Source organism: Streptomyces rapamycinicus NRRL 5491 (genome assembly GCF_024298965.1).
In the GTDB taxonomy this organism is placed as follows: domain Bacteria; phylum Actinomycetota; class Actinomycetes; order Streptomycetales; family Streptomycetaceae; genus Streptomyces; species Streptomyces rapamycinicus.
Genome location: NZ_CP085193.1, coordinates 2,811,767 through 2,836,939, shown reverse-complemented (window position 1 = coordinate 2,836,939; position 25,173 = coordinate 2,811,767). Strand labels below are relative to the sequence as shown.

General features: G+C 71.2%; 22 protein-coding genes and 1 pseudogene. 17 read left to right on the top strand and 6 right to left on the bottom strand.

The features are described 5' to 3' along the window. Nucleotides 1-100: 100 nt before the first annotated feature. From LIV37_RS11280 to LIV37_RS11245, 8 genes are all read left to right on the top strand, one after another. Nucleotides 101-1,198, top strand: coding sequence for a polyprenyl synthetase family protein (locus LIV37_RS11280; RefSeq protein ID WP_020867237.1), 1,098 nt, complete (start codon nt 101-103; stop codon nt 1,196-1,198). Nucleotides 1,199-1,302: 104 nt separating this feature from the next. Continuing rightward, nucleotides 1,303-3,249 (top strand): squalene--hopene cyclase, encoded by a 1,947-nt coding sequence (shc, locus tag LIV37_RS11275; protein WP_020867236.1) that lies wholly within the window; start codon nt 1,303-1,305, stop codon nt 3,247-3,249. Beyond that, nucleotides 3,249-4,010: a phosphorylase family protein gene (locus tag LIV37_RS11270; RefSeq protein WP_020867235.1), complete on the top strand. Its 762-nt coding sequence runs from the start codon at nt 3,249-3,251 to the stop codon at nt 4,008-4,010. Before shc ends, LIV37_RS11270 begins: the two co-directional genes overlap by 1 nt. Next, on the top strand, nt 3,961-4,986 hold the full coding sequence (gene hpnH / locus LIV37_RS11265; RefSeq protein ID WP_020867234.1) for an adenosyl-hopene transferase HpnH: 1,026 nt from the start codon (nt 3,961-3,963) through the stop codon (nt 4,984-4,986). The genes LIV37_RS11270 and hpnH overlap by 50 nt, the downstream gene beginning before the upstream one ends. Before the next feature lie 28 nt (nt 4,987-5,014). Next, nucleotides 5,015-6,181 (top strand): flavodoxin-dependent (E)-4-hydroxy-3-methylbut-2-enyl-diphosphate synthase, encoded by a 1,167-nt coding sequence (gene ispG, locus LIV37_RS11260; protein ID WP_121825599.1) that lies wholly within the window; start codon nt 5,015-5,017, stop codon nt 6,179-6,181. A gap of 23 nt (nt 6,182-6,204) precedes the next feature. Further along, a complete protein-coding gene (gene dxs / locus LIV37_RS11255) occupies nt 6,205-8,172 on the top strand; it encodes a 1-deoxy-D-xylulose-5-phosphate synthase (RefSeq protein ID WP_020867232.1) in 1,968 nt (655 codons plus the stop codon). Beyond that, complete coding sequence (locus LIV37_RS11250) at nt 8,169-9,578, top strand: aspartate aminotransferase family protein (protein ID WP_020867231.1); 1,410 nt, start codon at nt 8,169-8,171, stop codon at nt 9,576-9,578. Before dxs ends, LIV37_RS11250 begins: the two co-directional genes overlap by 4 nt. A gap of 17 nt (nt 9,579-9,595) precedes the next feature. Next, the gene (locus tag LIV37_RS11245; RefSeq protein ID WP_020867230.1) at nt 9,596-10,789 is read left to right on the top strand and encodes a serpin family protein; all 1,194 of its coding nucleotides are present in this window, start codon (nt 9,596-9,598) and stop codon (nt 10,787-10,789) included. A 238-nt stretch (nt 10,790-11,027) separates the two neighbouring features. On the opposite strand, the gene LIV37_RS11240 is transcribed toward LIV37_RS11245, so the two are convergent. Continuing rightward, nucleotides 11,028-11,852, bottom strand: coding sequence for a tyrosine-protein phosphatase (locus tag LIV37_RS11240; protein WP_020867229.1), 825 nt, complete (start codon nt 11,850-11,852; stop codon nt 11,028-11,030). Between the two features lie 166 nt (nt 11,853-12,018). On the opposite strand from LIV37_RS11240, the gene LIV37_RS11235 reads away from it, so the two are divergent. Together LIV37_RS11235 and LIV37_RS11230 are read left to right on the top strand one after the other, a co-directional pair. Further along, complete coding sequence (locus LIV37_RS11235) at nt 12,019-14,130, top strand: alpha-galactosidase (protein ID WP_020867228.1); 2,112 nt, start codon at nt 12,019-12,021, stop codon at nt 14,128-14,130. Nucleotides 14,131-14,209: 79 nt separating this feature from the next. Next, nucleotides 14,210-15,007 (top strand): SGNH/GDSL hydrolase family protein, encoded by a 798-nt coding sequence (locus tag LIV37_RS11230; RefSeq protein WP_020867227.1) that lies wholly within the window; start codon nt 14,210-14,212, stop codon nt 15,005-15,007. Nucleotides 15,008-15,144: 137 nt separating this feature from the next. On the opposite strand, the gene LIV37_RS11225 is transcribed toward LIV37_RS11230, so the two are convergent. Then, nucleotides 15,145-15,588, bottom strand: coding sequence for an ATP-binding protein (locus LIV37_RS11225; protein WP_243146363.1), 444 nt, complete (start codon nt 15,586-15,588; stop codon nt 15,145-15,147). A 136-nt stretch (nt 15,589-15,724) separates the two neighbouring features. Here LIV37_RS11225 and LIV37_RS11220 point away from each other — a divergent pair, with 136 nt between their 5' ends. Both LIV37_RS11220 and LIV37_RS11215 read left to right on the top strand, forming a co-directional pair. Next, nucleotides 15,725-16,591, top strand: a complete 867-nt coding sequence (locus tag LIV37_RS11220; RefSeq protein ID WP_020867225.1) for a helix-turn-helix domain-containing protein — start codon at nt 15,725-15,727, stop codon at nt 16,589-16,591. A 3-nt stretch (nt 16,592-16,594) separates the two neighbouring features. Then, entirely contained in the window at nt 16,595-16,846 is a 252-nt protein-coding gene (locus LIV37_RS11215) for a DUF397 domain-containing protein (RefSeq protein ID WP_020867224.1), read from the top strand. On the opposite strand, the pseudogene LIV37_RS11210 reads toward LIV37_RS11215, so the two are convergent. After that, nucleotides 16,800-17,249 (bottom strand): annotated as a pseudogene (locus LIV37_RS11210) (STM4011 family radical SAM protein); the annotation flags it as partial. The gene LIV37_RS11215 and the pseudogene LIV37_RS11210 overlap by 47 nt on opposite strands. A 174-nt stretch (nt 17,250-17,423) precedes the next feature. Between LIV37_RS11210 and LIV37_RS11205 the strand changes: the two are divergent. The 5 genes from LIV37_RS11205 to LIV37_RS11185 all read left to right on the top strand — a co-directional run bounded on the left by LIV37_RS11205 (nt 17,424) and on the right by LIV37_RS11185 (nt 21,946). Beyond that, nucleotides 17,424-18,332, top strand: coding sequence for a glycoside hydrolase family 19 protein (locus LIV37_RS11205; RefSeq protein ID WP_121825600.1), 909 nt, complete (start codon nt 17,424-17,426; stop codon nt 18,330-18,332). 177 nt (nt 18,333-18,509) lie between these two features. After that, a complete protein-coding gene (locus LIV37_RS11200) occupies nt 18,510-18,707 on the top strand; it encodes a hypothetical protein (protein WP_020867222.1) in 198 nt (65 codons plus the stop codon). Nucleotides 18,708-18,776: 69 nt separating this feature from the next. After that, the gene (locus LIV37_RS11195; protein WP_020867221.1) at nt 18,777-20,036 is read left to right on the top strand and encodes an MBL fold metallo-hydrolase; all 1,260 of its coding nucleotides are present in this window, start codon (nt 18,777-18,779) and stop codon (nt 20,034-20,036) included. Between the two features lie 218 nt (nt 20,037-20,254). After that, nucleotides 20,255-21,124, top strand: a complete 870-nt coding sequence (locus tag LIV37_RS11190; RefSeq protein ID WP_020867220.1) for a chitosanase — start codon at nt 20,255-20,257, stop codon at nt 21,122-21,124. A gap of 96 nt (nt 21,125-21,220) precedes the next feature. Then, the gene (locus LIV37_RS11185) at nt 21,221-21,946 is read left to right on the top strand and encodes an alpha/beta fold hydrolase (protein ID WP_020867218.1); all 726 of its coding nucleotides are present in this window, start codon (nt 21,221-21,223) and stop codon (nt 21,944-21,946) included. Nucleotides 21,947-21,966: 20 nt separating this feature from the next. Here the strand turns inward: LIV37_RS11185 and LIV37_RS11180 are convergent, their stop codons facing one another. The 3 genes from LIV37_RS11180 to LIV37_RS11170 form a co-directional block, all read right to left on the bottom strand. Then, on the bottom strand, nt 21,967-22,659 hold the full coding sequence (locus LIV37_RS11180; RefSeq protein WP_020867217.1) for a gamma-glutamyl-gamma-aminobutyrate hydrolase family protein: 693 nt from the start codon (nt 22,657-22,659) through the stop codon (nt 21,967-21,969). Nucleotides 22,660-22,794: 135 nt separating this feature from the next. Beyond that, on the bottom strand, nt 22,795-24,291 hold the full coding sequence (gene eat / locus LIV37_RS11175; protein WP_020867216.1) for an ethanolamine permease: 1,497 nt from the start codon (nt 24,289-24,291) through the stop codon (nt 22,795-22,797). A 126-nt stretch (nt 24,292-24,417) separates the two neighbouring features. Continuing rightward, the gene (locus tag LIV37_RS11170) at nt 24,418-25,170 is read right to left on the bottom strand and encodes a FadR/GntR family transcriptional regulator (RefSeq protein WP_020867215.1); all 753 of its coding nucleotides are present in this window, start codon (nt 25,168-25,170) and stop codon (nt 24,418-24,420) included. Between the last annotated feature and the right edge of the window lie 3 nt (nt 25,171-25,173).

Here is a 25,173-nt window from a genome sequence, read left to right as displayed (position 1 = left end):
CCCCGCTCCTTCTCCCACGGAGATCCATCAGAAGCCCCCTAGGCCGCCCGCATGTGAACACTCTCCCCGCCCCGGGCGGGGGGACGCCCAAGGAGGCGGCATGAGCACCACCACCAAGAACAGAGGAGAGACCGTGACCCCGGCGACCCCAGGTGCCGACACCGCAGGCGTCATGGCGCTGCTGGACCGCGGCCGTACGCTCGCCACGCCGGTGCTGCGCGCCGCCGTCGACCGGCTGGCCCCGCCCATGAACACCGTCGCCGCGTACCACTTCGGCTGGATCGACGCCGAGGGCAACCCGGCCGAGGGCGACGGCGGCAAGGCCGTCCGCCCCGCGCTCGCCCTGCTGTCCGCCGAGGCGGCGGGCGCCGCCCCCGAGGCCGGGGTGCCCGGCGCGGTCGCGGTCGAGCTGGTGCACAACTTCTCGCTGCTCCACGACGACCTCATGGACGGGGACGAGCAGCGCCGCCACCGCGACACCGTCTGGAAGGTGCACGGCCCGGCCCAGGCCATCCTGGTCGGTGACGCCCTGTTCGCGCTGGCCAACGAGATACTGCTGGAGATCGGCACCGCCGAGGCCGGGCGGGCCACCCGCCGGCTCACCGCCGCCACCCGGAAGCTGATCGACGGCCAGGCCCAGGACATCTCCTACGAGCACCGCGAGCGGGTCACCGTCGAGGAGTGCCTGGAGATGGAGGGCAACAAGACCGGCGCCCTGCTCGCCTGCGCCGCCTCCATCGGCGCCGTGCTCGGCGGCGCCGACGACCGCACCGCCGACACCCTGGAGCGCTACGGCTACCACCTGGGCCTCGCCTTCCAGGCCGTCGACGACCTGCTCGGCATCTGGGGCGACCCGGAGGCGACCGGCAAGCGGACCTGGAGCGATCTGCGCCAGCGCAAGAAGTCCCTCCCCGTGGTCGCCGCGCTCGACGCCGGCGGCCCCGACTCCGAGCGGCTCGCCCAGATCCTCGCGGCGGACGCGCACAAGCCGGAGGAGGAGTTCGCCGACTTCTCGGAGGAAGAATTCGCCGTCCGCGCCGCGTTGATCGAGCAGGCGGGTGGCCGGGACTGGACCTCTCAGGAGGCCCGCAGACAGCATGCGACCGCCATGGAGGCGCTGGGCTCGGTGGACATGCCCGCCGAGATCCGGGCGCGGTTCGTGGCGCTCGCCGACTTCGTCGTCGTACGAGAGAGATGATCGCCATGGACCGCTAGTTCGCAGTCGCCGGCCGGCACCCAGCCGGGGTGCCGGCCGACGGAAGCCCCAAAGACGGCAGATGAGCACACTGCAGAGGGGAAGCCATGACAGCGACACCGACCGTCCAACCCTCCGAGTCATCCGAGTCCAAGACCTTAAGCGTCGCCCGTGAGGCGACGGCCCGCGCCGTGGACCACCTGCTGTCCCGCCAGGACGAGCGGGGCTGGTGGAAGGGCGACCTGGAGACCAACGTCACCATGGACGCCGAGGATCTGATGCTCCGCCAGTTCCTCGGCATCCAGGACCCCGGCACCCTCGACGCCGCGGCCCGCTATCTGCGCTCCCAGCAGGCCACCGACGGCACCTGGGCCACCTTCCACGGCGGTCCGCCCGAGCTCTCCGCCACCATCGAGGCGTATGTCGCCCTGCGGCTGGCCGGCGACGAGCCCGACGCGCCCCATATGGCCGCCGCCTCCGCCTGGGTGCGCTCCCGGGGCGGGATCGCGAGCAGTCGGGTGTTCACCCGGATCTGGCTCGCCCTCTTCGGCTGGTGGCGCTGGGAGGACCTGCCCGAGCTGCCACCGGAGATCATCTACTTCCCGAAGTGGCTTCCGCTCAACATCTACGACTTCGGCTGCTGGGCCCGGCAGACCATCGTGCCCCTCACCATCGTCTCCGCCGAACGCCCCGTGCGCCCGGCCCCCTTCCCCCTCGACGAGCTCCACGCCGACCCCCGCAGGCCCAATCCGCCGCGTCCGCTCGCCCCCGTCGCCTCCTGGGACGGCGCCTTCCAGCGGCTGGACCGGGCGCTGCACGCCTACCACAAGGTCGCCTTCCGCCCGCTGCGCCGGGCCGCGCTGCGCTCCTGCGCCCGCTGGATCGTGGAGCGGCAGGAGAACGACGGCTGCTGGGGCGGCATCCAGCCACCCGCCGTCTACTCCGTGATCGCCCTCCATCTGCTCGGCTACGACCTCGACCACCCCGTGATGCGCGCCGGTCTGGAGTCGCTGGACCGGTTCGCGGTGTGGCGCGAGGACGGCAGCCGGATGATCGAGGCCTGTCAGTCCCCGGTCTGGGACACCTGCCTGGCCGCCATCGCGCTCGCCGACGCCGGTCTCGCCCCGGACCACCCGGCGCTGGTCAAGGCCGCCGACTGGATGCTGACCGAGCAGATCGACCGGCCCGGCGACTGGTCGGTCCGGCGGCCCGGGCTGCCCTCCGGCGGCTGGGCGTTCGAATTCCACAACGACAACTACCCCGACATCGACGACACCGCCGAGGTCATCCTGGCGCTGCGCCGGGTCGACCACCCCGAGCCCGAGCGGATCGAGTCGGCGGTGCGGCGCGCCATGCGCTGGACCCTGGGCATGCAGTCGAAGAACGGGGCGTGGGGCGCGTTCGACGTCGACAACACCAGCCCGCTCCCCAACAAGCTGCCGTTCTGCGACTTCGGTGAGGTGATCGACCCGCCGTCGGCCGATGTCACCGCGCATGTCGTGGAGATGCTGGCGCACGAGGGGCGGACGTACGACGCCCGTACCCGGCGCGGTATCTCCTGGCTGCTGTCCGAGCAGGAGCCGAGCGGCGCCTGGTTCGGCCGCTGGGGCACCAACTACGTCTACGGCACCGGCTCCGTCGTCCCCGCGCTGATCGCCGCCGGTGTCCCCGCCTCCCATCCGGCGGTCCGCCGGGCCGTCCGCTGGCTGGAGAGCGTCCAGAACGAGGACGGCGGCTGGGGCGAGGACCAGCGCTCCTACCTCGACGCCGAGTGGATGGGCCGGGGCGCCTCCACCGCCTCGCAGACGGCGTGGGCGCTGCTCGCGCTGCTGGCGGCGGGGGAGCGGGACGGCGAGGCCGTCGAGCGCGGGGTCACCTGGCTCGCCGGGACCCAGCGGCCGGACGGCTCCTGGGACGAGCCGTACTTCACCGGCACCGGCTTCCCCTGGGACTTCTCCATCAACTACCACCTGTACCGGCAGGTCTTCCCGGTGACGGCACTGGGCCGGTATGTCCACGGCGAGCCCACCGGGGCGCGACCGCGGAGCAGTTGATGTCCGCCGATCCGGCCGTGGAGGCCGGTGGTGCGGCGCTGCTGATCGCCTGTGCGCTCGGCATCGAGCGGTTCGCCCTGCGCGGCGCCGACCTCGGCGCCGCCGGGGCCGTGACCGTGCTGCGCACGGGCATGGGGCCGCAGTCGGCCGAGCGCGCGGTGACCCGGGCGCTCACCGGAAGGTCCGGTGAGCCAGGTGGGACAGGAGGGCCAGGTGAGCCCGGCGAGCCCGGGGGGCGGCGCACCGCCCTCATCGCCACCGGCTTCTGCGCCGGGCTGGCCCCGGGGATGCACCCCGGGGACCTCGTCGTGGCCGACGAGACCCGCGATCCGGCGGGCCGCACCGAGTGCACCGGCACCCGGATCCTCGCCGACGCCCTGTCACATCCCCTCCCCGGCGGTCCCCGCCGGGCCGTCCATATCGGTCCGGTCGTGGGATCGGACCACGTGGTGCGCGGCGCGGAGCGAGCCGCGCTGCACAGTACCGGCGCCATCGCGGTGGACATGGAGTCCGCCGCGACCCTGCGCACCGCCGTCGGCCACGGCGTCCGTCCGGTTGCGGCCGTCCGGGTGGTCGTGGACGCTCCTGAACATGAACTCGTCCGAATCGGCACGCTACGCGGTGGAATATCGGCTTTCCGGGTTCTTCGGACCGTTCTCCCCGCTTTCTTTCACTGGCACCGTTCTTCGCTGCTCCCAGGAGGTGAGCTAGATGGCCATGCCTCTCCGCCAGACCATCCGGGTCGCGACGTATCTCTTTGAACAGAAGATGATCAAGCGCCGGGACAAGTTCCCGCTGATCGTCGAGCTCGAGCCGCTGTTCGCGTGCAATCTCAAGTGCGAGGGCTGCGGGAAGATCCAGCATCCGGCCGGGGTGCTCAAGCAGCGCATGCCGGTCGCCCAGGCGGTGGGCGCGGTGCTGGAGTCGGGCGCGCCGATGGTGTCCATCGCGGGCGGCGAACCCCTGATGCACCCGCAGATCGACGAGATCGCACGGCAGCTGGTGGCGCGGAAGAAGTACGTCTTCCTGTGCACCAACGCGATGCTGCTGCGGAAGAAGATGCATCTGTTCAAGCCGTCCCCGTACTTCGCCTTCGCGGTGCACATCGACGGGCTGCGCGAGCGGCATGACGAATCGGTGGCGAAGGAGGGGGTGTTCGACGAGGCGGTGGCGGCCATCAAGGAGGCCAAGCGGCGCGGCTTCCGGGTCACCACCAATTCGACGTTCTTCAATACCGACACCCCGCAGACCGTCATCGACGTGCTCGACTTCCTCAATGACGAGCTCGAGGTGGACGAGATGATGATCTCGCCCGCCTACGCGTACGAGAAGGCGCCGGACCAGGAGCACTTCCTGGGCGTCCAGCAGACCCGCGAGCTGTTCCGCAAGGCGTTCGCCGGGGGCAACCGGCGCCGCTGGCGGCTCAACCACAGTCCGCTCTTCCTCGACTTCCTCGAGGGCAAGACGGACTTCCCGTGCACCGCCTGGGGCATCCCCAACTACTCCCTCTTCGGCTGGCAGCGCCCCTGCTACCTGATGAGCGACGGCTATGTCCCGACCTACCGCCAGCTGGTGGAGGAGACCGACTGGGACGCTTACGGCCGCGGCAAGGATCCGCGCTGCGACAACTGCATGGCCCACTGCGGCTATGAACCCACCGCGGTCCTGGCGACCATGGGCTCCCTCAAGGAGTCGCTGCGCGCCGCCCGGGAGACCGCCGCCGGAAGCAATGGGTGACGGGATGAGCGCGGCGGAACCAGAGGGGATGAGTGCGGCGGAACCGGTCGCGCTCGGCCTGCCCGCGATGCCGGGCAGGCCCCTCGCACCGCGCCGGGTCTCGCGCCGCCTCCAGGTCGGATCGGTGGCCGTGGGCGGTGACGCGCCGGTTTCGGTGCAGTCGATGACGACGGCAGTGACGGCGGACATCGGCGCGACGCTGCAGCAGATCGCGGAGCTGACGGCGTCGGGGTGCCAGATCGTGCGGGTGGCGTGTCCGTCGCAGGATGACGCGGACGCGTTGCCGGTGATCGCGAAGAAGTCGCAGATCCCGGTGATCGCCGACATTCATTTCCAGCCGAAGTACGTGTTCGCGGCGATTGATGCCGGGTGTGCGGCGGTGCGGGTGAATCCGGGGAACATCCGGCAGTTCGACGACAAGGTCAAGGAGATCGCGAAGGCGGCGTCGGACGCGGGTGTGCCGATTCGTATCGGGGTGAACGCGGGGTCGCTGGACAAGCGGTTGCTGGAGAAGTACGGGAAGGCCACGCCGGAGGCGTTGGTGGAGTCGGCGTTGTGGGAGTGTTCGCTGTTCGAGGAGCACGGGTTCCGGGACATCAAGATCTCGGTGAAGCACAACGATCCGGTGGTGATGGTCAATGCCTACCGGCAGTTGGCGGCTCAGTGTGACTATCCGCTGCATCTGGGGGTGACGGAGGCGGGTCCGGCGTTCCAGGGGACGATCAAGTCGGCGGTGGCGTTCGGTGCGCTGTTGAGTGAGGGGATCGGGGACACGATCCGGGTGTCGTTGTCGGCGCCTCCGGCGGAGGAGGTCAAGGTCGGGATCCAGATCCTGGAGTCGCTGAATCTGCGGCAGCGGCGGCTGGAGATCGTCTCGTGTCCGTCGTGCGGCCGGGCGCAGGTGGATGTGTACAAGCTCGCGGACCAGGTCACGGCCGGTCTGGAGGGCATGGAGGTCCCGCTGCGCGTCGCGGTCATGGGGTGTGTGGTGAACGGTCCGGGTGAGGCGCGGGAAGCGGATCTGGGGGTGGCGTCAGGCAATGGCAAGGGGCAGATCTTCGTCAAGGGCGAGGTCATCAAGACCGTGCCGGAGTCGAAGATCGTGGAGACCCTGATCGACGAGGCCATGAACATCGCGCGGCGCATGGCGGACGAGGGGGTCCCGTCGGGTACCCCGGACGTCACCGTGGGCTGATACACCGAGGAGGGGAACCGACCGTGCCGTTGCTGGAGAACATCCGGGGCCCGCACGACCTCAAGGCGCTGACCGGTGAGGAACTGGCCGCGCTCGCCCAGGAGATCAGGGAGTTCCTGATCGAGGCGGTGGCCAGGACCGGGGGCCATCTGGGACCGAACCTCGGCGTGGTCGAGCTGTCCATAGCCCTGCACCGCGTCTTCGACTCGCCCGCCGATCGCATCCTGTGGGACACCGGCCACCAGTCCTATGTCCACAAACTGCTCACCGGCCGCCAGGACTTCTCCAAGCTCCGCCACAAGGGCGGGCTGTCCGGCTATCCGTCACGGGCCGAGTCCGAGCACGACATCATCGAGAACAGCCATGCCTCCACCGTGCTGGGCTGGGCCGACGGCCTCGCCAAGGCCAATGAGGTGCGCGGCCGCACCGACCATGTGGTGGCCGTCATCGGGGACGGGGCGCTGACCGGCGGAATGGCCTGGGAGGCGCTCAACAACATCGCCGCCGCCCGGGACCGGCCGCTGGTCATCGTCGTCAACGACAACGAGCGCTCCTACTCGCCGACCATCGGCGGGCTCGCCAACCACCTCGCCACCCTGCGCACCACCGACGGCTACGAGCGCTTCCTGGCCTGGGGCAAGGACGTGCTGCAGCGCACCCCCGTGGTCGGCCAGCCGCTGTACGGGTCGCTGCACGGCGCCAAGAAGGGGTTCAAGGACGCCTTCGCACCGCAGGGCATGTTCGAGGACCTGGGGCTGAAGTACGTCGGCCCCATCGACGGCCATGACACCGAGGCGGTCGAGTCGGCCCTGCGCCGCGCCATGCGGTTCCACGGCCCGGTCCTCGTCCACTGCCTCACCGAGAAGGGGCGGGGCTACCCGCCCGCGCTGGAGGACGAGGCGGACCATTTCCACACCGTGGCCGCGATGGACCCGCTCACCTGCGCACCGCTGACCCCCTCCGGCGGCCGCTCATGGACCTCGGTGTTCGGCGAGGAGATGGTGCGGATCGGCGCCGAGCGGCCCGACGTGGTCGCCCTCACCGCCGCGATGCTGCACCCCGTGGGCCTCGCCGGTTTCGCCGCGGCGTACCCCGAGCGGGTGTGGGACGTGGGCATCGCCGAGCAGCACGCGGCGGTCTCGGCCGCCGGGCTCGCCACCGGCGGACTCCACCCGGTCCTCGCCGTCTACGCCACCTTCCTCAACCGCGCCTTCGACCAGCTGCTGATGGATGTCGCCCTGCACAAGTGCGGTGTGACGTTCGTCCTGGACCGGGCCGGGGTCACCGGCACCGACGGCCCGAGCCACAACGGCATGTGGGACATGTCCGTCCTCCAGGTGGTGCCGGGGCTGCGGATCGCCGCCCCGCGCGACGCCGACCAGCTCCGTGCCCAGCTGCGCGAGGCGGTCGACGTGGACGACGCGCCGACCGTCATCCGCTTCCCCAAGGAGTCGGTGGGGGAGCCGATCCCGGCGATCGACCGGGTGGGCGGGATGGACGTGCTGCGCCGGGGCGAGGACGTCCTCCTCGTGGCGGCCGGGGTGATGGCGCCCGTCGCGCTGCGCGCCGCCGAGCTGCTGGCCGGGCGCGGCATCGGCTGCACGGTCGTGGATCCGCGCTGGGTCAAGCCCGTCGACCCCGGGCTGCCCGGGCTCGCGGCGCGCCACCGGCTGGTGGCGGTCGTGGAGGACAATGTGCGCACCGGCGGGGTGGGCGCGGCGGTCGCCCAGACGCTGCGGGACGCCGAAGTCGACCTGCCGGTGCGGACGTTCGGCATCCCCGAGGCGTTCCTGGCGCATGCCAAGCGCGGTGAGGTGCTCGCCGACATCGGGCTCACCCCCGCCGAGATCGCGGGCCGGATCGGGGCGGCCCTGACCCGTATCGAGGCGGCCCGCCCGGAGCGGGCGAGCGCCCTCGCCGAGGCGCGTACCGCCACCGGGGCCCGTACCCGCGCCGGGGCCCGTACCCCCGCCAAGGAGAGCCGGGCATGACAGCAGCCGAGCAGCAGCAGCGGCGTTCGGGCTTCGACCTCGGGAAGCTGCTGGCCGAGCGCGCGTCGGAGCGGTACGACCTGCACACCCGGCACCTCAACCACCAGCTGCCCCGGATGCTGCGCACCATCGGGTTCGACAAGGTTTACGAGCGGGCCGAGGGCGCGTACTTCTGGGACGACGAGGGCCAGGACTACCTCGATATGCTCGCCGGTTTCGGGGTGATGGGCCTGGGCCGCCACCACCCCGTGGTCCGCAAGGCGCTGCACGACGTCCTGGACGCCGACCTGGCCGATCTGACCCGCTTCGACTGCCAGCCGCTGCCCGGTCTGCTGGCCGAGCGGCTGCTGGCCCACGCCCCCCATCTGGACCGGGTCTTCTTCGGCAACAGCGGCACCGAGGCCGTCGAGACGGCCCTGAAGTTCGCCCGCTACGCCACCCGCAAGCCGCGCGTCCTGTACTGCGCCCACGCCTTCCACGGGCTGACCACCGGCTCGCTGTCGGTCAACGGTGAGGACGGCTTCCGCAAGGGGTTCGCCCCGCTGCTGCCCGACACCCCGATCGAGATGGGCGACCTCGACGCGCTGGAGCGGGAGCTGGCGCGCGGGGACGTGGCGGGGTTCGTGGTGGAGCCCATCCAGGGCAAGGGGGTGCACGAGACCCCGCCCGGCTTCCTGCGCGCCGCGCAGGAGCTGCTCCACCGCCACAAGGCCCTGCTCATCGCGGACGAGGTGCAGACCGGCCTCGGCCGCACCGGGGACTTCTTCGCCTACGGCCACGAGGACGGCGTCGAACCGGATCTGGTGTGCGTGGCCAAGGCCCTCTCCGGCGGCTATGTGCCGGTCGGCGCGACCCTCGGCAAGGACTGGATCTTCAAAAAGGTCTATTCGTCGATGGACCGGGTGCTGGTCCACTCGGCCAGTTTCGGCTCCAACGCCCAGGCCATGGCGGCGGGGCTCGCGGTCCTCGCCGTCATGGAGGACGAGGAGGTCGTGGCCAACGCCCGCCGCACCGGTGAGCTGCTGCGCGACCGCCTCGCCGCGCTGGTGGACCGCTACGAACTGCTGCACGACGTCCGCGGCCGGGGGCTGATGATCGGCATCGAGTTCGGCAGGCCCAGCTCACTGGGGCTGCGCAGCCGGTGGGCGATGCTCCAGGCGGCGCGCAAGGGGCTGTTCGCGCAGATGGTCGTCGTCCCGCTGCTGCGGCGCCATCGCATCCTCACCCAGGTCTCCGGCGACCATCTGGAGGTCATTAAGCTGATCCCGCCGCTGATCATCGGCGAGCGGGAAGTGGACCGTTTCGTAGAGGCGTTCACAGCGGTCATGGACGACGCACACGACGGCGGCGGCTTGATCTGGGACTTCGGCCGGACGCTCGTCAAACAGGCGGTGGCAGGCCGCTGACCGATGGGGGACCCCGCATGATCGACGCGACCGCCGTACGGGCCGTGAACACGCTGACGGCGCGGTGGGCGCGGGCGGCCGTGGCGGACGGGGGCACGGCCTTCGCCGCCACCGGGGTCTGGCCGCTGCTCGCCCTGCTCGCGGGTGGTGCCGACGGCCCGGCCCGGCAGGAGCTGGAGGGCGCGCTGGGCATCGGCGCGGACGGCGCGACGGCGCTCGGCGGACAGACGCTCGGGGCGCTGGACGCCATGGACGGTGTCCACGCGGCCACCGGGCTGTGGACCCGTCAGGACCTGCCGATCCGGCCCGAGTGGGAGGCCGCGCTGCCCCCGGGCGTACGGTCCGCGCTGACCGGGGACGCCGAGCGCGACCGCAAGGAGCTGGACGGCTGGGCGTCCCGGCGCACCCGGGGCGCGATCGCCGAGATGCCGGTGCCGCTCACTCCCGACACCCGGCTGGTGCTGGCCGGAGCGCTCACGGTGGAGACGGCCTGGGTCCAGCCGTTCCAGCCCGGCGTGCTGAGGCCGGCGAGCGGACCGTGGCGGGACCGGTCGCTGGCCGGGCTCACCCGGTCCACGGACGACCTCGACGGGGTGCTGCGGGTCGTTCCCGACACCCCGGCCGGTCCGCTCACCCTGTCCGGGGTCGCGGGCGGCAACGGGCTCGATGTGCATCTGGTCCTCGGCGCCGAGGACGTCCCGGGCGGCGAGGTGCTGGAGGCCGGGATCGGCGCGGTGGCCGGGGGGTACGCGGGATGGCCCGGCTCGGCACTGCCACCGGGCGAGGCCGGGCCCGGGGTCCGGGTGATGGAGGTCCCGAGCTGGGACCCCACGCCCCGGGCGGCGCTCACCACCCCGCAGTTCACCGTGACGGCCCGGCACGATCTGCTGCGCCGGGCCGGGCTGTTCGGGCTGCGTACCGCCCAGGACACCGCGCGCGGCCACTTTCCGGGGATCAGCCCCGCCGCGCTGGCGCTGTCCTCGGCGGAGCAGTCCATGACCGCCTCGTTCAGCGCCGAGGGTTTCTGGGCGGCGGCGGTGACCGCGTTCGCCATGGCGCCCGGTTCGGGGCCGCCGCAGCGGACGGCGAAGCTGATCAGCGTGCGGTACGAGCGGCCGTTCGGCTTCCTGGCCGTGCACCGCGCCACCGGTCTGGTGCTGACGGCGGGCTGGGTCACCGAGCCGGAGGCCGGGGCCGACACCATGTGGTGAGGCCCGTGAGCGCGCGGCCGTCTCCCACCCGAAGCCCCTTACACGGTGTCCGGTGGATCTTTCCCCTACCCCGCCCCTTCCCGCGGTACCGATTTGCGGCTCCGCCGCGTGGCAGGGGCTTCGGCCCCTGGACCCCGGGGCCTGGGGCGGAGCCCCAGTTTCGGGAAGGGGCGGGGTAGGGGAGCAGCCCGCCGCAGGCCTCAAGATCCGTCGGACACTCCCCAGCCCGTGAAGCGCCTCAGCCGGTGAGCAGCCGCTCGCGGAGCCGGTCGCGCTGCTCGGGGGCGAGGCCGAGCCCCTCGGCGAGATAGCGCTCGGTGCCGCCCCAGGTCTCCTCGATCGTCGTGAGGGCCGACGCCAGATATTCGGCGCGCGCGTCGAACAGCGGCAGCAGCAGCGCCATGACCTCGGGCGACATCGGGTCGGAGCCGTCCCCCGGAGCGCCCTTGCGCCAGATCTTGTAGCGCCGGTGGGCGGCGGCCGACTCGAGGTAGTCGGCCTCGATGGCCTCCTGGGTGACGCCGAGGGCCAGCAGCGTCACCGCGATGGACAGCCCGGCCCGGTCCTTGCCCGCCGAACAGTGCATCAGCACCGGTGAGCTGTCCTCGGCCAGGTCGCGGAGGATCCGGCCGTGCTCGACGAGCCGGTTGGTGATGATGGCGCGGTAGGAGCCGATCATGCGCTTCTCGGCCCGGCCCTCGGAGAGCAGTTCGCGCAGGGTCTTCAGATCGCCCTCGCGCACCATCCTCCAGAACCCGGCCCCGTCGGCCGGGTCGGACAGCGGCAGATTGACGTTGCGGACCCCGCGGAGCGTGACGTCCGGGCCCTCGAGCTTGATGTCGGCGGCGTTGCGGAAGTCGAAGACGGTGTGCAGGCCGAGCGAGTCGAGGTAGGCCGTGTCCGCCTCGGTGGCGTGGGCGAGATGGCCGCTGCGGAACAGCACTCCGGGCCGTACGCGGCGGCCGTCGGCAGCCGGCAGTCCACCGAGATCACGGAAATTGCGCACCCCCACCAATCGGCTTTCGGCCTGGGGGACCTGCGGCGACTGCGACTGCTGCGTCACGGGCTCTCCTTCACCATCGGCCGCCGACGCGGCTCGTCGACGAGGCGGCTGAAGCTGACCATACGACATGCGTGCAGCGGGCAATCGGTCTCATGAGGGTGCGGGCATTGCCGCACCGCCCGCCCTCCCCGATCATGTTGATACCTGTGGAGAATTGGGGAGTGCGATGATCGAAACCGGTGGAAGCGGTCGGCTCTGGGTGCTCTCGGGGCGGCACAGCAGCTATGCCCTGCACCTCACCGACCGTGATGAGCTGCTCCATCTCCACTGGGGGCCGAGGATCGCGGCCGAGGACGCCGAGGCCCTCGCCGCCGAGCCGGGGCCGCCGGACTGGCCGTTCGAATCACCGCTGGACGGGCGCGAGGAGTACCCCGTGGAGGGCGGCCCGCGCTTCGTCCGCCCCGCCCTGTCCGTACACGCCGGGGGCGTACGCGGCACCGAGTGGCGCTTCGACGGCGGCACCGTCCTCGACCCCGGCATCGACGAGGAGCTGCGGCTGCGCTTCCACGATCAGCTGCACCACCTCGACATCACCCTCCACTACCGGATGCGGGACGACGGCGACGTCATCGAGCGCTGGACCACCCTCGCCCACACCGGCGCCGCCGGGCAGGAGCCGGTGGAGCTGCTGCGCGCCGACTCCGCCGCCTGGCCGCTCCCGGCGCGCGACCGCTGGCGGCTGTCCCATCTGCACGGCCGCTGGGCCGCCGAGAGCCGGCTCGCCCGCACCGAGCTCACCCCCGGTGAGAAGGTGATCGGCAGCCGCCGTGGCCACACCAGCCACCACCATCTGCCCTGGATCGCCCTGGACGGCGGGGCCGCCACCGAGGAGAGCGGCGAGGTGCACAGCTGCGCGCTCGCCTGGTCCGGGGCCTGGCGGATCGCCGTCCAGCTGCTGAGCGACGGCGCCGTCCAGGCGGTCGGCGGGGTCGGCCACGACGACGCGGGCCAGCTGCTCCTCGCGCCCGGCGAGTCCTTCACCACGCCCGTCTTCGCGGGGCTGTGGACCGACGGCGGCTTCGGGGCCGCGAGCCGCGCCTGGCACGCCTGGCAGCTCGCGCATGTGATCCCCGGCGCCGACCGGTCCCGGCCGGTGCTCTACAACTCCTGGGAGGCCACCGAGTTCGAGGTGGGCGAGGAGCAGCAGCGCTCGCTCGCGCGGCTGGCCGCCGACATGGGCGTCGAGCTGTTCGTCGTGGACGACGGCTGGTTCGGGGCGCGCACCAGCGACCGGGCCGGGCTCGGCGACTGGACGCCCAACCCGGACCGCTTTCCGCACGGGCTGAAGCCGCTGGCCGACGAGGTGCACGCGCTCGGGATGCGGTTCGGCATCTGGGTCGAGCCGGAGATGGTCAACCCCGACAGCGACCTGTACCGCGCCCACCCCGACTGGGTGCAGCACCACCCCGGCCGGGCCCGCACCGAGTTCCGCAACCAGCTCGTGCTCAACCTCGCCCGCCCCGAGGTGCGCGCCCATCTGTGGGAGCGGCTGGACACCCTGCTGAGCGGCGCGCCCATCGACTATGTGAAATGGGACTTCAACCGCTCCTTCGCGGACCCCGGCTGGCCCGGCGACCCCTATCCGCGGCGGCTGTGGATCGACCATGTACGCGGGCTGTACGAGCTGCTGGAGCGGCTGCGCGCCGCCCACCCCGGGGTCGCCTTCGAATCCTGCTCGGGCGGCGGCGGCCGGATCGACCTCGGCGTCCTGGGCCGCACCGACCAGGTGTGGACCTCGGACAACACCGATCCACTGGACCGGCTGGCCATCCAGCACGGCTTCGGCCAGCTCCACCCGGCCCGGGTGATGGCCGCCTGGGTCACCGACAGCCCCAACGCCATGGGCAACGCCCGGGTCAGCTCGCTGCGCTTCCGCTTCGTCAGCGCGATGGCCGGGGTACTGGGCGTCGGCGGCGATCTGACCCGCTGGAGCGCGGCCGAACTCGCCGAGGCCCGCGACTGGGTGGCGCTCTACAAGCGGGTGCGCCCGGTCGTCCAGCACGGCGAGCTGTACCGGCTGCGGCCGCCGGAGGGCGACGGGCTCAGCGCGGTGCAGTACGTCCGGGGTGCGGAGACCGTCGTACTGGCCTGGCTCCAGGCACAGCACCACGGCCGGGCACAGCTTCCGCTGCGGCTGCGCGGGCTCGACCCGGCGGCCACCTACCGGGACCTGGAGACCGGTGAGGTGCACCGGGGGGCGGTGCTCGCCCACCGGGGGTTGCGCACCGGGCTGAGCGGCGACCTGGACGCCGCCGTATTCCACCTTCGCCGAAACTGACCGGGTGGGATAGATCACCCCACGTCAAGGCCTGGTTACGATGGCGTAAGTCACGCCATCGGGTGAATGATGTCCCGACGTGGCAGACGATAAGGAGAGATTCAGCAACGGTTCCATAGGGTCGTACGCAGCCGTCGGAGACAGCTTCACCGAGGGCGTCGGCGACCCCGGTCCTGACGGGGTGTTCGTCGGCTGGGCCGATCGACTCGCCGTCCTGCTGTCCGACCAACGACCCCACGACGATTTCCGCTACGCCAATCTGGCCGTACGCGGTCGACTTCTTGACCAGATCGTGGCCGAGCAGGTGGCCCGCGCCATCGAACTCGGCCCCGATCTGGTCACCTTCTGCGCGGGTGGCAATGACATCCTGCGCCCCGGCAGCGACCCCGACGATGTGGCCGAGCGCTATGAGGCGGCCGTCGCCGACCTCCGGGCGCGGGTGGGCACGGTGCTGCTGTGTACCGGCTTCGACACCAGAGGGGTGCCGGTGCTGCGCCATCTGCGGGGCAAGATCGCCACGTATACGGCGCATGTGCGGGCGATAGCCGACCGCCACGGCTGCCCGGTGCTCGACCTGTGGTCGCTGCGTTCGGTGCAGGACCGCCGGGCCTGGGACGCCGACCGGCTGCATCTGTCGCCGGACGGGCACACCCGGGTCGCGCTGAGGGCAGGTCAGGTGCTCGGCCTGGACGTCCCGGCCGACCCCGATCAGCCCTGGCCCCCGGAGGGGCAGCGCACCGCGGCCGAGGTGCGCCGGGACAACATCCACTGGGCGCGCGAATATCTGGTGCCCTGGATCGGCCGACGGCTGCGCGGAGAGTCGTCGGGTGACCATGTGGAGGCCAAGCGGCCCGATCTGCTGCCGCTGCGGCCCTGAACGATCCGTGACCCGAAGCGGTCCCGGAGGAATAGGGGCAGACCCCCGTTGGCGCCCCGAGGCTGACCGCCCGGTGCGCTGTCGCTGCCCCTATTCCCTCGGCACCGCTCGTCCGTCGTGTGGTTGCCGCAGGGCCGCTATATCGCCAGGTAGGCCCAGACGGCGCGGCCCGCGCCCCCCTGGTTCGGCCTGACCCCCCAGGCCTCCGACATGGCCTCCACCAGCATCAGCCCGCGGCCGCCCTCCTGGTCCGCGCTCACCGAGCGGGCCTCGGGCACCGTGCGCGCACAGCCCTGGTCGGCCACCTCCAGCCGCAGCCGGGTGCCTATGAGCTGGAGTGAGCAGCGGACGTCCTCGCTGGAGGTGTGGCGCACCGCGTTGGTGAAGAGCTCGGAGACGATCAATTCCGCGCTGTCCCGGGTGTCCTGGTCGATGCCCCATGAGCCCAGCCGCCGGACGACATGCCTTCTCGCCTCGGCGACGGACGTGCTCAGCGCCGGCAGACGAAACACGTCGTGGCGGGGCGGAGCGACCACGGTGCCGCCGCGCCCTAACCGGAGAGCCTCATAGGAAGGAGCCACGCCGACACTATGCTCTGTCACGCTCGCGTATGGCAAGGTTCAATCTGTAAATTACAGAATCGCAAGCGCAGGCTGTTCGGAATGCTGAGCCCATGCCAGACTGCTGTGTCGTGAAGGTACTTGGAGGGGGACGGTAGTGGCGGATGCGCGGGCGGGCGGAGCCCCGACCGTCCTGCGAGTCGTGCTCGGAAAACGGCTCCAGGACCTTCGGGAGAAGGCCGGGCTGTCATTCGAACAGGCCGGGCGCGCCCTGGACGTCACCCATGCCACGATCCGGCGGATGGAGAAGGCCGAGGTCGGCCTGAAGCTCCCGTACGTCGAGAAGCTGCTGCGGACGTACGGCGTCATCGACCCCGAGGAGGTCGAGGGGTTCCTCTCCCTCGCGCGCGAGGCCAACAAGGCCGGCTGGTGGCACCGGTTCCGCGACGTCCTGCCGGAGTGGTTCAACACCTTCGTCAGCCTGGAGGTCGAGGCCAATCTGATCCGGGCCTACGAGCCGCACTACATCCCGGGGCTGCTGCAGACCGAGGGCTACGCCCGCGCGGTGCTCCGCGCGGGCATGCCGCATGCGCCCGAATCGGAGATCGAGCGTAACGTCGCCCTCCGCATGGAACGTCAGGCGCTGCTCACCCGGGACAACCCGCCGATGCTGTGGGTGGTCATGGACGAGACGGTGGTGCGCCGCCCCATCGGCGGCGCCGAGACCATGCGTGCCCAGATCACACGGCTCATCGAGGAGGCCGAGGCGCCTCATATCCGCTTGCAGATCATGCCGTTCGACGCCGGTCCGCACCCGGCGATGTACGGACCCTTCCATATCTTCCGGTTCCCGATCCCGGAGCTGCCGGATATCGCGTATACGGAGTCGCTGGTCAGCGGCTCCTACTTCGACCAGCGCGATGACGTATCGGCATTCCTGGAGGCCCTGGACCGGATGTGCGCGCAGGCCGCGCCTGCACAGACGACTCAGGCGATTCTGAGTCGCATTCGCAAGGAGATCTGAACGATGGATCGCATATGCGGGAACCGCGTCTACAGCGGCATGCCGGCAACGGAACTCGGCAGCGAGGGCTGGCACAAGCCATGGAGCGGTGGCAATGGGGGAAGCTGCGTCGAGGCGATGAGACTGACGGACGGACGGGTGGCGCTGCGCCAGTCGACCGATCCGGACGGACCGGCCCTGATCTACACGCATCTGGAGATGAAACGCTTCATCCAGAGCGCGAAGGCCGGGGAGGCGGACTTTCTGTTCCTGTGACGTCCTGTGTGACGTCCGGTTCTGTGACGCTCATCGTGACCATGGGGATCGAGGGGGAAACAGTGTGACCGACCGACCACGAACCGACCGGCGGGGGCGGCGCCGGGACGCGTTCCAGCACACCGCCCGCGAACACGTCGTACAGCGGAAGCGACTCCAGGTGCACATAGCCGATGTGGCAGTCGCAGACGGCCAGCGGGCACCGGCGGGGCCGTAGCGCCGCGCGGTACGACCCGTCGTAGAGATTGCCCAGTTCCGTAGGGACGAAACGGCGGCGGCGCACCGTGCCGTCGCCGTCCACCGAGATCACCGAGGCGCCGGTCCGGCATGGCGGACCGGCGCTTCGGTGCGGATGGCGGCTGTAGCCGAAGAGCGGGTCCAGCGCGGTCCACTCGGCGCCCCGAGCGCGAGACCTGATCCTGGATCAGATCACCTTCGTACGCCCGGAATTGCTTCACGGGCGGCCCAATTGCTCATCTCGGCACAAAGGTTTGGCCTATACCTTGACTGGTATAGACCAAACCGCTTGAGTGTCCCTCAGAGTTCCAGGGCCCCCCACGCGAAGGAGATCGGCCCCATGTGGAGACGACGTGTTCTGGTGCCGCTCGCGGCGACCGCGGCGGTGTGTGCGAGTGTGCTTGTCATGCCCATGGCTTCGGCCTCGGCCTCAGCGGCGGGAACGACCGCCCAGGCGGCCTGCGACTACCCGAACTGGGCGGCGGGCAAGCCGTACGTGACCGGCGACATCGTCCGGTACACCGACGGCAAGTACTACCGCGCGGAGCACGACAACCCGGGCTATGACCCGGTGATCAGCACCTGGTACTGGGAGCCCTACAACTGCGGCGGCGAGGGCCAGAACCCGAGCGGCTTCGTGGTGAGCGAGGCGCAGTTCAACCAGATGTTCCCGAACCGGAACTCGTTCTACACCTACCAGGGCCTGACCGCCGCCCTGAGCGCCTACCCCGGCTTCGCCAACACCGGCAGCGACACCGTCAAGAAGCAGGAGGCGGCCGCCTTCCTGGCGAACGTCAACCACGAGACCGGCGGCCTGGTCCACATCGTGGAGCAGAACACCTCCAACTACCCGCACTACTGCGACGGGAACCAGCCCTACGGCTGCCCCGCGGGCCAGGCGGCGTACTACGGCCGCGGACCGATCCAGCTCAGCTGGAACTTCAACTACAAGGCCGCGGGCGACGCGCTCGGCATCGATCTGCTCGGCAACCCCTGGCTGGTGGAGCGGGACGCCGCGGTGTCCTGGAAGACCGCCCTGTGGTTCTGGAACACCCAGCGGGGGGCCGGTTCGATGACCCCGCACGACGCCATGGTCAACCAGCGCGGCTTCGGCGAGACCATCCGCGCGATCAACGGCAGCCTGGAGTGCAACGGCGGCAACCCCGGCCAGGTGCAGAGCCGAATAGACGCCTACCAGCGGTTCGTCCAGATACTCGGCACCACCCCCGGCTCCAACCTGAGCTGCTGACCGGCTGATGATCGGCAGCTGATCGGTACTGATCGGCCGTTGAGGCCGTCCGGTCAGCTGCCACTCGGTGAGCGGCCATCCGGTCGGAAGCGAGGAAATTGAGGTGCGCCGCTCCGCCGCCGCACACCAGCCTGGTGGTGGCGGGCACCCCCGCTACTCTCTCCCCTGTCCGGCGAGGTGGCCCGGGAGCCCGCCCGCACCCTCGCCCGGGACGGCGAGCGGCAGATCACCTGGTGCGAGAGGTTCGCCCGCGAGACCGACGCGCTGAGGGGCGACGCCGCCCGGCAGGTGGACGACAAGCTCGGCCATGACGGGACCGAGGGTGTCGGCCCAGTGGCCGAGCGCGTTGTTCCGGAACAAGGTCACCCCTCGTAAGAGTTGTGTCATTGCAGCCCAACGGCACCGCGCGTTGGAGTGCTCCCGCCCTCTCACCCTGGAGGCCCCGTGACCGGCTCCCATCCGACACGATCCCGGCTCACCGCCACCCTGCGCCCCGCCGCCTTCGGGGCGGATCCCAGCGGGGAGCGGATGGAGCGCATCCGGCGGTCGCCGAACTTCGCGAACGGTGTGTTCGTCAACCCGGTGGGGGCCCGCACCGTCCCGTCCGGCTCGATGCTGAAGTTCGCGTCGACCTACTTCCGCAAGGAGGAGCGCGTCCGCCGGGCCCCGGCCGGGACCGTGCCGGTGCACCCCACCACCGTCGCCGATCTGGCCACCCCGCCCGCCTCCGGGCTGCGGCTGACCTGGATGGGGCACTCCAGCGTGCTCGCGGAGATCGACGGGCGGCGGGTGCTGTTCGACCCCGTCTGGGGACAGCGCTGTTCGCCCTTCTCGATGGTGGGGCCCAAGCGGTTGCACCCGGTGCCGGTGCCGCTGCGGGAGCTGGCGCCGGTGGACGCGGTGGTCATCTCCCATGATCACTACGACCATCTGGACATGCCCACGATCCGGGCGCTGGTGCGGAGCCACGCGATGTTCGTCGTCCCGCTCGGGGTGGGGGCACATCTGGAGCGCTGGGGCGTCCCGGCCGAGCGGATGACCGAGCTGGACTGGCACGAGTCCACCGAGGTCGCCGGGCTCACGCTCACCGCCACCCCGGCCCGCCACTTCTGCGGTCGCGGGCTGCGCAACACCCAGCACACCCTGTGGGCCTCCTGGGTGGTGGCCGGTTCCGGGCGCCGGATCTACCACAGCGGGGACACCGGCTACTTCTCCGGCTTCGCGGAGATCGGCGCGGCGTACGGGCCGTTCGACGCGACCATGATCCAGATCGGTGCCTACTCCGATTACTGGCCCGACATCCACATGACCCCCGAGGAGGGCGTGCGGGCCCATCTCGATCTCCAGGGCGGGGACCCGGCGCGGGGGATCATGCTGCCGATCCACTGGGGCACCTTCAACCTCGCCCCGCATCCGTGGGAGGAGCCCGCCGAGGGCACGGTGGCGGCGGGGAAGGAGGCCGGGGCGACCGTGACCGTGCCGCGTCCCGGCCAGCCGTTCGAGCCGGAGCGCGGGCTGCCGCTGGAGCCGTGGTGGCGGGCGATCGCGGCACGGCCGGTGACGGAGGTGCCGGCCGCGGCCGAGGGCGCGGCCGAGCCGGCCGCTCCCGCCGGACCGTCCGGCGCCGGGGCTCCGGGAGCGACCGGAAAGCGTCCCGGGGCGACCGGCGGCGCGGACCCCGCGATGCCCATCCCCCAGTCGTAACACGGGGGTTGGCGCCGCCTCCCCAGGCGGTACGACACGGGTTGCCTCTTTGTCGAATGGCGCTGAATGGCGTCGAAACCCTTGTGGTGGACACGACGTGCTCGCTTGAATGGTTAGGAAAGGTTCCTAACGGATCGCCTCAGGGGCCGGGGCTGCCCCGGCGCGCCCTGGGGCGGCCGCGCGCACTTCCCCCACAGTCGACAAGGAACGGAGTCCCCATGTCCCTCATGCACAGGAGGATCGGCCTCGCGGCGGTGGCCGTCACGGTACCGGCCGCGCTCGTCTTCACCGGCGTCGGAGTCGGGCAGGCGTCCGACCATCTGCCATCCTCGTCGGACGCGCGCCACACCCACTCGGCGCACAAGGCCGCGGCGGCGAGCAACCTGGACGACCCGGCGAAGAAGGAGATCGCCATGAAGCTGGTCTCCAGCGCCGAGAACTCCTCGCTCGACTGGCGCGCCCAGTTCAAGTACATCGAGGACATAGGCGACGGCCGCGGCTACACCGCGGGCATCATCGGATTCTGCTCCGGCACAGGCGACATGCTGGAACTCGTCGAGTACTACAACCAGCAGAAGCCCGGCAACGTCCTGGCCAAGTACCTCCCCGCGCTGCGCGAGGTCAACGGCGGCGACTCCCACGACGGCCTGGACCCGAACTTCACCAAGGACTGGAAGAAGGCCGCCGCCGACAAGGCGTTCCAGGACGCCCAGGAGCACGAGCGCGACCGCGTCTACTTCAACCCGGCCGTCAAGCAGGGCAAGGACGACGGCCTGGGCGCGCTCGGCCAGTTCATCTACTACGACGCGATCGTGATGCACGGCCCCGGCGACAGCAAGTACAGCTTCGGCGGCATCCGTAAGACCGCCCTGTCCAAGGCCAAGCCCCCGGCGCAGGGCGGCAATGAGACCACCTATCTCAACGCCTTCCTCGACGCCCGTAAGGAGGCCATGAAGAGCGAGGAGGCGCACAGCGACACCAGCCGGGTCGACACCGAGCAGCGGAAGTTCCTCAACGAGAAGAACTTCGACCTGGCGCCCCCGTTGAAGTGGAAGGTCTACGGCGACCCGTACGAGATCAACTCCTGACCGCCGCGCCGGTCCCCGCTTGCTAAGCGGGACACTGTCCCATATCTTCAATCGGGACAGTGTCCCGTTTGTTTGGCGTGGAGATGGAGTAGAGCTATGTCGACATATCTGCTGGTGCACGGTGCCTGGCACAGTGGGCGGTGCTGGGAGCGGGTGGTCCCGCTGCTGACGGCGGCCGGGCATCGGGTGCTGGCGCCGACACTGACCGGCTACGGCGACACCGCGCATCTGCTCGGCCCCGAGGTGGGGCTCGATACGCATGTCGACGACATCGTCCGGCTGATCACCGAAGAGGACCTCACCGATGTGGTGCTCATCGGGCACAGCTATGCCGGGCTGGTCATCTTGTCCGCGGCCAACCAGGTCCCGGAGCGGATCGGGCAGCTGGTCTATCTCGACGCGATGGTCCCGGAGGACGGCGAGAGCGCGGCCGATGTCATGCCCTTCGCCCAGGCCATGATCGACCATGCCCTGACGTCCGAGAGCGGCTGGCGGATTCCGCCCCTGGCCGGGATGGAGTCGTCTTCGGATCTGTTCGGGATTACCGAACCGGCGGATGTGGCGTGGCTGCGGTCGATGATGTCGGATCAGTCGGTGCGCTGCCTCCAGCAGCCGGTCCGGCTGGACAACCCGGCCGTGAACGCGATCCCGCGGACGCATATCCACTGCGTCGCCAATGTGCCCGAGGGCATCACCCGGCGGCCCGTCCCCGCGATTCAGCCCAACGGCACCCCGGCACAGGTGTGGGAGCTGGAGACCGGCCACGACTGCATGATCACCATGCCCGCCGAACTCACCGAACTGCTGCTCAAGGTCGGCTGAGCCGGTCCCTTCTCAGTTCCTCAGCCCGACGCCGCCTCCACCAGGGCGCGCATGACCCGTAGGTCGTCGCCCGCCTCCGGATGCCACTGGACGCCCAGCACGAACGCCTCCGCGTCCGGCAGCTCCACCGCCTCCACCGTTCCGTCGGCCGTGGCGTGGGCCGAGGGGGTCAGGCCCTTGCCCAGGTGGGCCACGGACTGGTGGTGGAAGGTGGGGACGGACACCGGCTCCGGGAGGATCCCGGCGAGGAGCGTGCCCGGGACCGGCTTCACCTCGTGGTGGTCGAAGACGCCGGGCGGCCCCACGTGACCGTCCAAGTGCTGGACGAGGGTGCCGCCCAGGGCGACGTTCAGGAGCTGGTGGCCGCGGCAGATGCCCAGCAGGGGAGTGCCGGACGCCAGGGCCGCCTCGATCAGGGCCAGCTCCCAGGCGTCCCGCTCCCGCGCGGGCGGCCCGGTGCGCGGCTCCACCTCGGCCCCGTACCGCACCGGTTCCACATCCGGGCCGCCGGAGATGACGAGCCCGTCGAGGCGGGAGACGACGGACGCGGCGGCGGCCGGGTCCTCGTCCGGTGGCAGCATCGCCGCCAGGCCGCCCGCGCGCTGGACGAGCAGGTGGTAGCCCGAGGGCAGCAGTGCGGCGGGGAGGTTCCACACGCCCCAGCTCGCCGAGGGTTCGAGGTAGGTGCTGACGCCGATCAGGGGCTTGGACACCGGGGACTCCGATCTTCGTGGATCTGCTCGGTCGCGGGACGGTGCTCGGCCGCGGGGACCGCTCTCCGTCGCGGGACGGTGTTCGGCCGTGGGACGGTGCTCGGCCTTGGGGCCGCTCTCCTCGCGGCAACGGTCTCAGTCGCGGGACAGTTCCGCCTCGGCCTCCGCCAGCGCCGCGAACTCCTCCTCCGGCGCTGCCGCGACCAGGCGGTGGCGGCTGTAGAAGGCGAAGTAGGCCAGCGCCACCGCGTAGACACCGAGCGCGATGAAGGCCGCGTCCTTGTCCACCAGGAAGGTGGCCACCAGCGCGGAGCAGGCCAGGACGAAGGCGAGGGACGACGTCACCGTGGAGCCAGGGGTGCGGTAAGGGCGCTCCAGGCCCGGTTCACGGCGGCGCAGGACGATGTGGGAGAGCGACATCAGGGCGTACGAGATGGTGGCGCCGAAGACCGCGGTGTTGAGCATCCGGGCGCCGTCGCCGGTCCACGCCGCGAGCGTGAAGCCGATGGCGCCCGGGACCAGCAGGCCCAGGAACGGGGCCTTGCGGCTGCTGGTCAGCGAGAGGAAGCGGGGCAGATAGCCGGCCCGGGAGAGCGCGAACAGCTGGCGCGAACCGGCGAAGATCAGCGAGAAGAAGGAGGCCACGAGCCCGGCGAGGCCCGCGTAGTTGACGATGCGGGACAGCACGGTGGCCTTGCCGTCCGGCTGCAGCGCCTCGACCAGCGGGTTGCCCGCGTCCTGTACGGCGCTCGGGCCGCGCGCCCCCGTCGCCGCGAGGAAGGTGAGCAGGGCGAGGAGCAGCAGGATGCCCATGGACCAGGCCATGGCCTTCGGCAGCGTACGGGCCGGGTCCCGGGTCTCCTCCGCCGCCAGCGGCACCCCCTCCACCCCCAGGAAGAACCACATGCCGAAGGGGAACGACGACCAGATGCCGAGCAGCCCGAACGGCAGCCAGGAGCTCGATCCGAAGGAGGAGTGGTCCGCCGGGATGTCGTTGAGCGAGCCCGCGTCGAAGTCGGTGAGGGCGCCCACGGCGAAGACCAGCAGCGCGGCGACGGCGATGGCGGTCACGACCAGGCTGAACCGCAGGGCCTCGCCCACGCCCCACAGATGGATGCCGATGAAGATGACGAAACACGCCAGATAGACCGGCCAGCCGGACTCCAGGCCGAAGAGTCCGAGCGATTCGACGTAGTCGCCGATGAAGATGGAGATGGCGGCGGGCGCCAGCACGTACTCGATGAGGATCGCCGTGCCGGTGAGGAAGCCGCCCCAGGGGCCGAGGGCGCGCCGCGCGAAGCCGTAGCCGCCGCCCGCGGTGGGGAGGATCGCGGCCAGCTCCGCCAGGGCGAACACCATGCAGGCGTACATCAGGCCCATCAGCAGGGCGGCGATGGCGAGACCGCCGAAGCCGCCCTCCGCCAGGCCGAAGTTCCAGCCCGAGAAGTCGCCGGAGACGACGTAGGCGACGCCGAGGCCGGTCAGCAGCAGCGGGCCCGCGCTGCCGCGCCGCAGGGTGCGGCGCTCCAGATACGCGTCCTCGGGGGACGGCGCGGGGCCGCCGCCCGGCGGGGCGCCGCCGGCCGGGGCGCCGGCGGATTCGGTGCGGGCGGATTCGGTACCGTCGGCCATGGGGGACACTCCTGCTCCACACGAGGGGGCGATGGCAAAGGTGTGGGGCCATACCTTTGCCTTCCGGTCGGCGATGCGCAAGACCTCTGCGTAAAACCGTGGTCAACGACCCCTGAGACCGGCCGTTCAGACCAGGAAGCCGCGCAGCAGCGCCGCCGTGCCCTCGCAGTGCTCCCGCATCACCTCGCGCGCCCCGTCCGCGTCCCCGTCCAGCACCGCCTCGACCAGCGCCCCGTGCTGGGCCTGGGAGTGCTCGAGGTTCTTGACCAGCAGCGGGATGCAGTCCAGCAGGTCGTTGACGGTCGCGCGGACGGCCGCGTACTGGGCGGCCAGCGACGGTGAGCCCGCCAGCTCCGCGAGCGTGAGGTGGAGCATCGTGTCCAGGCGGCGGTAGTCGGCCAGCGGGGCGTCCCGTGTCGCGTCCAGGGCCGCCCGCAGCCGCCGCGCCTGACCCGCGTCCAGCCCGTGCGCGGCGCACAGCCCCGCCGCGCCCACCTCCAGGACCTCGCGGAACCGCAGGGTGTCCTCGACGTCGACCGCCTCGACCCGGCGCCGCAGCTCGTCCTCGCCGCCGCCCTCGGCGGGCTCGGGCCTGGCCCGGACGAAGGTGCCGCCGTAGCGGCCGCGGCGGCTCTCCACCAGCCCCTGGTCCTGCAGCACCTTCAGCACCTCGCGCAGGGTCACCCGGCTGATCCGCAGCCGGTCGGCCAGCTCCCGCTCGGCCGGGAGCCGGCCGCCGTCGGGGACCAGCCCCAGCCGCAGCACCTGGAGTATCTGCTCCAGCGCCTCCTCGAAGCCGTTCCCCGCGCGCACCGGGCGCAGCACCGGCGCCAGCCGGTCGTCCGCCGCGCTCCCGCGCCCACTCCCGCTCTCGCTCATCGA

Bases quoted from the DNA above. Each gene is read 5' to 3' on its own strand.
- LIV37_RS11280 (WP_020867237.1), top strand. From the start codon at position 101: ATGAGCACCACCACCAAGAACAGAGGAGAGACCGTGACCCCGGCGACC.
- shc (WP_020867236.1), top strand. From the start codon at position 1,303: ATGACAGCGACACCGACCGTCCAACCCTCCGAGTCATCCGAGTCCAAG.
- LIV37_RS11270 (WP_020867235.1), top strand. From the start codon at position 3,249: ATGTCCGCCGATCCGGCCGTGGAGGCCGGTGGTGCGGCGCTGCTGATC.
- hpnH (WP_020867234.1), top strand. From the start codon at position 3,961: ATGGCCATGCCTCTCCGCCAGACCATCCGGGTCGCGACGTATCTCTTT.
- ispG (WP_121825599.1), top strand. From the start codon at position 5,015: ATGAGTGCGGCGGAACCGGTCGCGCTCGGCCTGCCCGCGATGCCGGGC.
- LIV37_RS11250 (WP_020867231.1), top strand. From the start codon at position 8,169: ATGACAGCAGCCGAGCAGCAGCAGCGGCGTTCGGGCTTCGACCTCGGG.
- LIV37_RS11245 (WP_020867230.1), top strand. From the start codon at position 9,596: ATGATCGACGCGACCGCCGTACGGGCCGTGAACACGCTGACGGCGCGG.
- LIV37_RS11235 (WP_020867228.1), top strand. From the start codon at position 12,019: ATGATCGAAACCGGTGGAAGCGGTCGGCTCTGGGTGCTCTCGGGGCGG.
- LIV37_RS11215 (WP_020867224.1), top strand. From the start codon at position 16,595: ATGGATCGCATATGCGGGAACCGCGTCTACAGCGGCATGCCGGCAACG.
- LIV37_RS11205 (WP_121825600.1), top strand. From the start codon at position 17,424: ATGTGGAGACGACGTGTTCTGGTGCCGCTCGCGGCGACCGCGGCGGTG.
- LIV37_RS11190 (WP_020867220.1), top strand. From the start codon at position 20,255: ATGTCCCTCATGCACAGGAGGATCGGCCTCGCGGCGGTGGCCGTCACG.
- LIV37_RS11185 (WP_020867218.1), top strand. From the start codon at position 21,221: ATGTCGACATATCTGCTGGTGCACGGTGCCTGGCACAGTGGGCGGTGC.
- eat (WP_020867216.1), bottom strand. From the start codon at position 24,291: ATGGCCGACGGTACCGAATCCGCCCGCACCGAATCCGCCGGCGCCCCG.
- LIV37_RS11170 (WP_020867215.1), bottom strand. From the start codon at position 25,170: ATGAGCGAGAGCGGGAGTGGGCGCGGGAGCGCGGCGGACGACCGGCTG.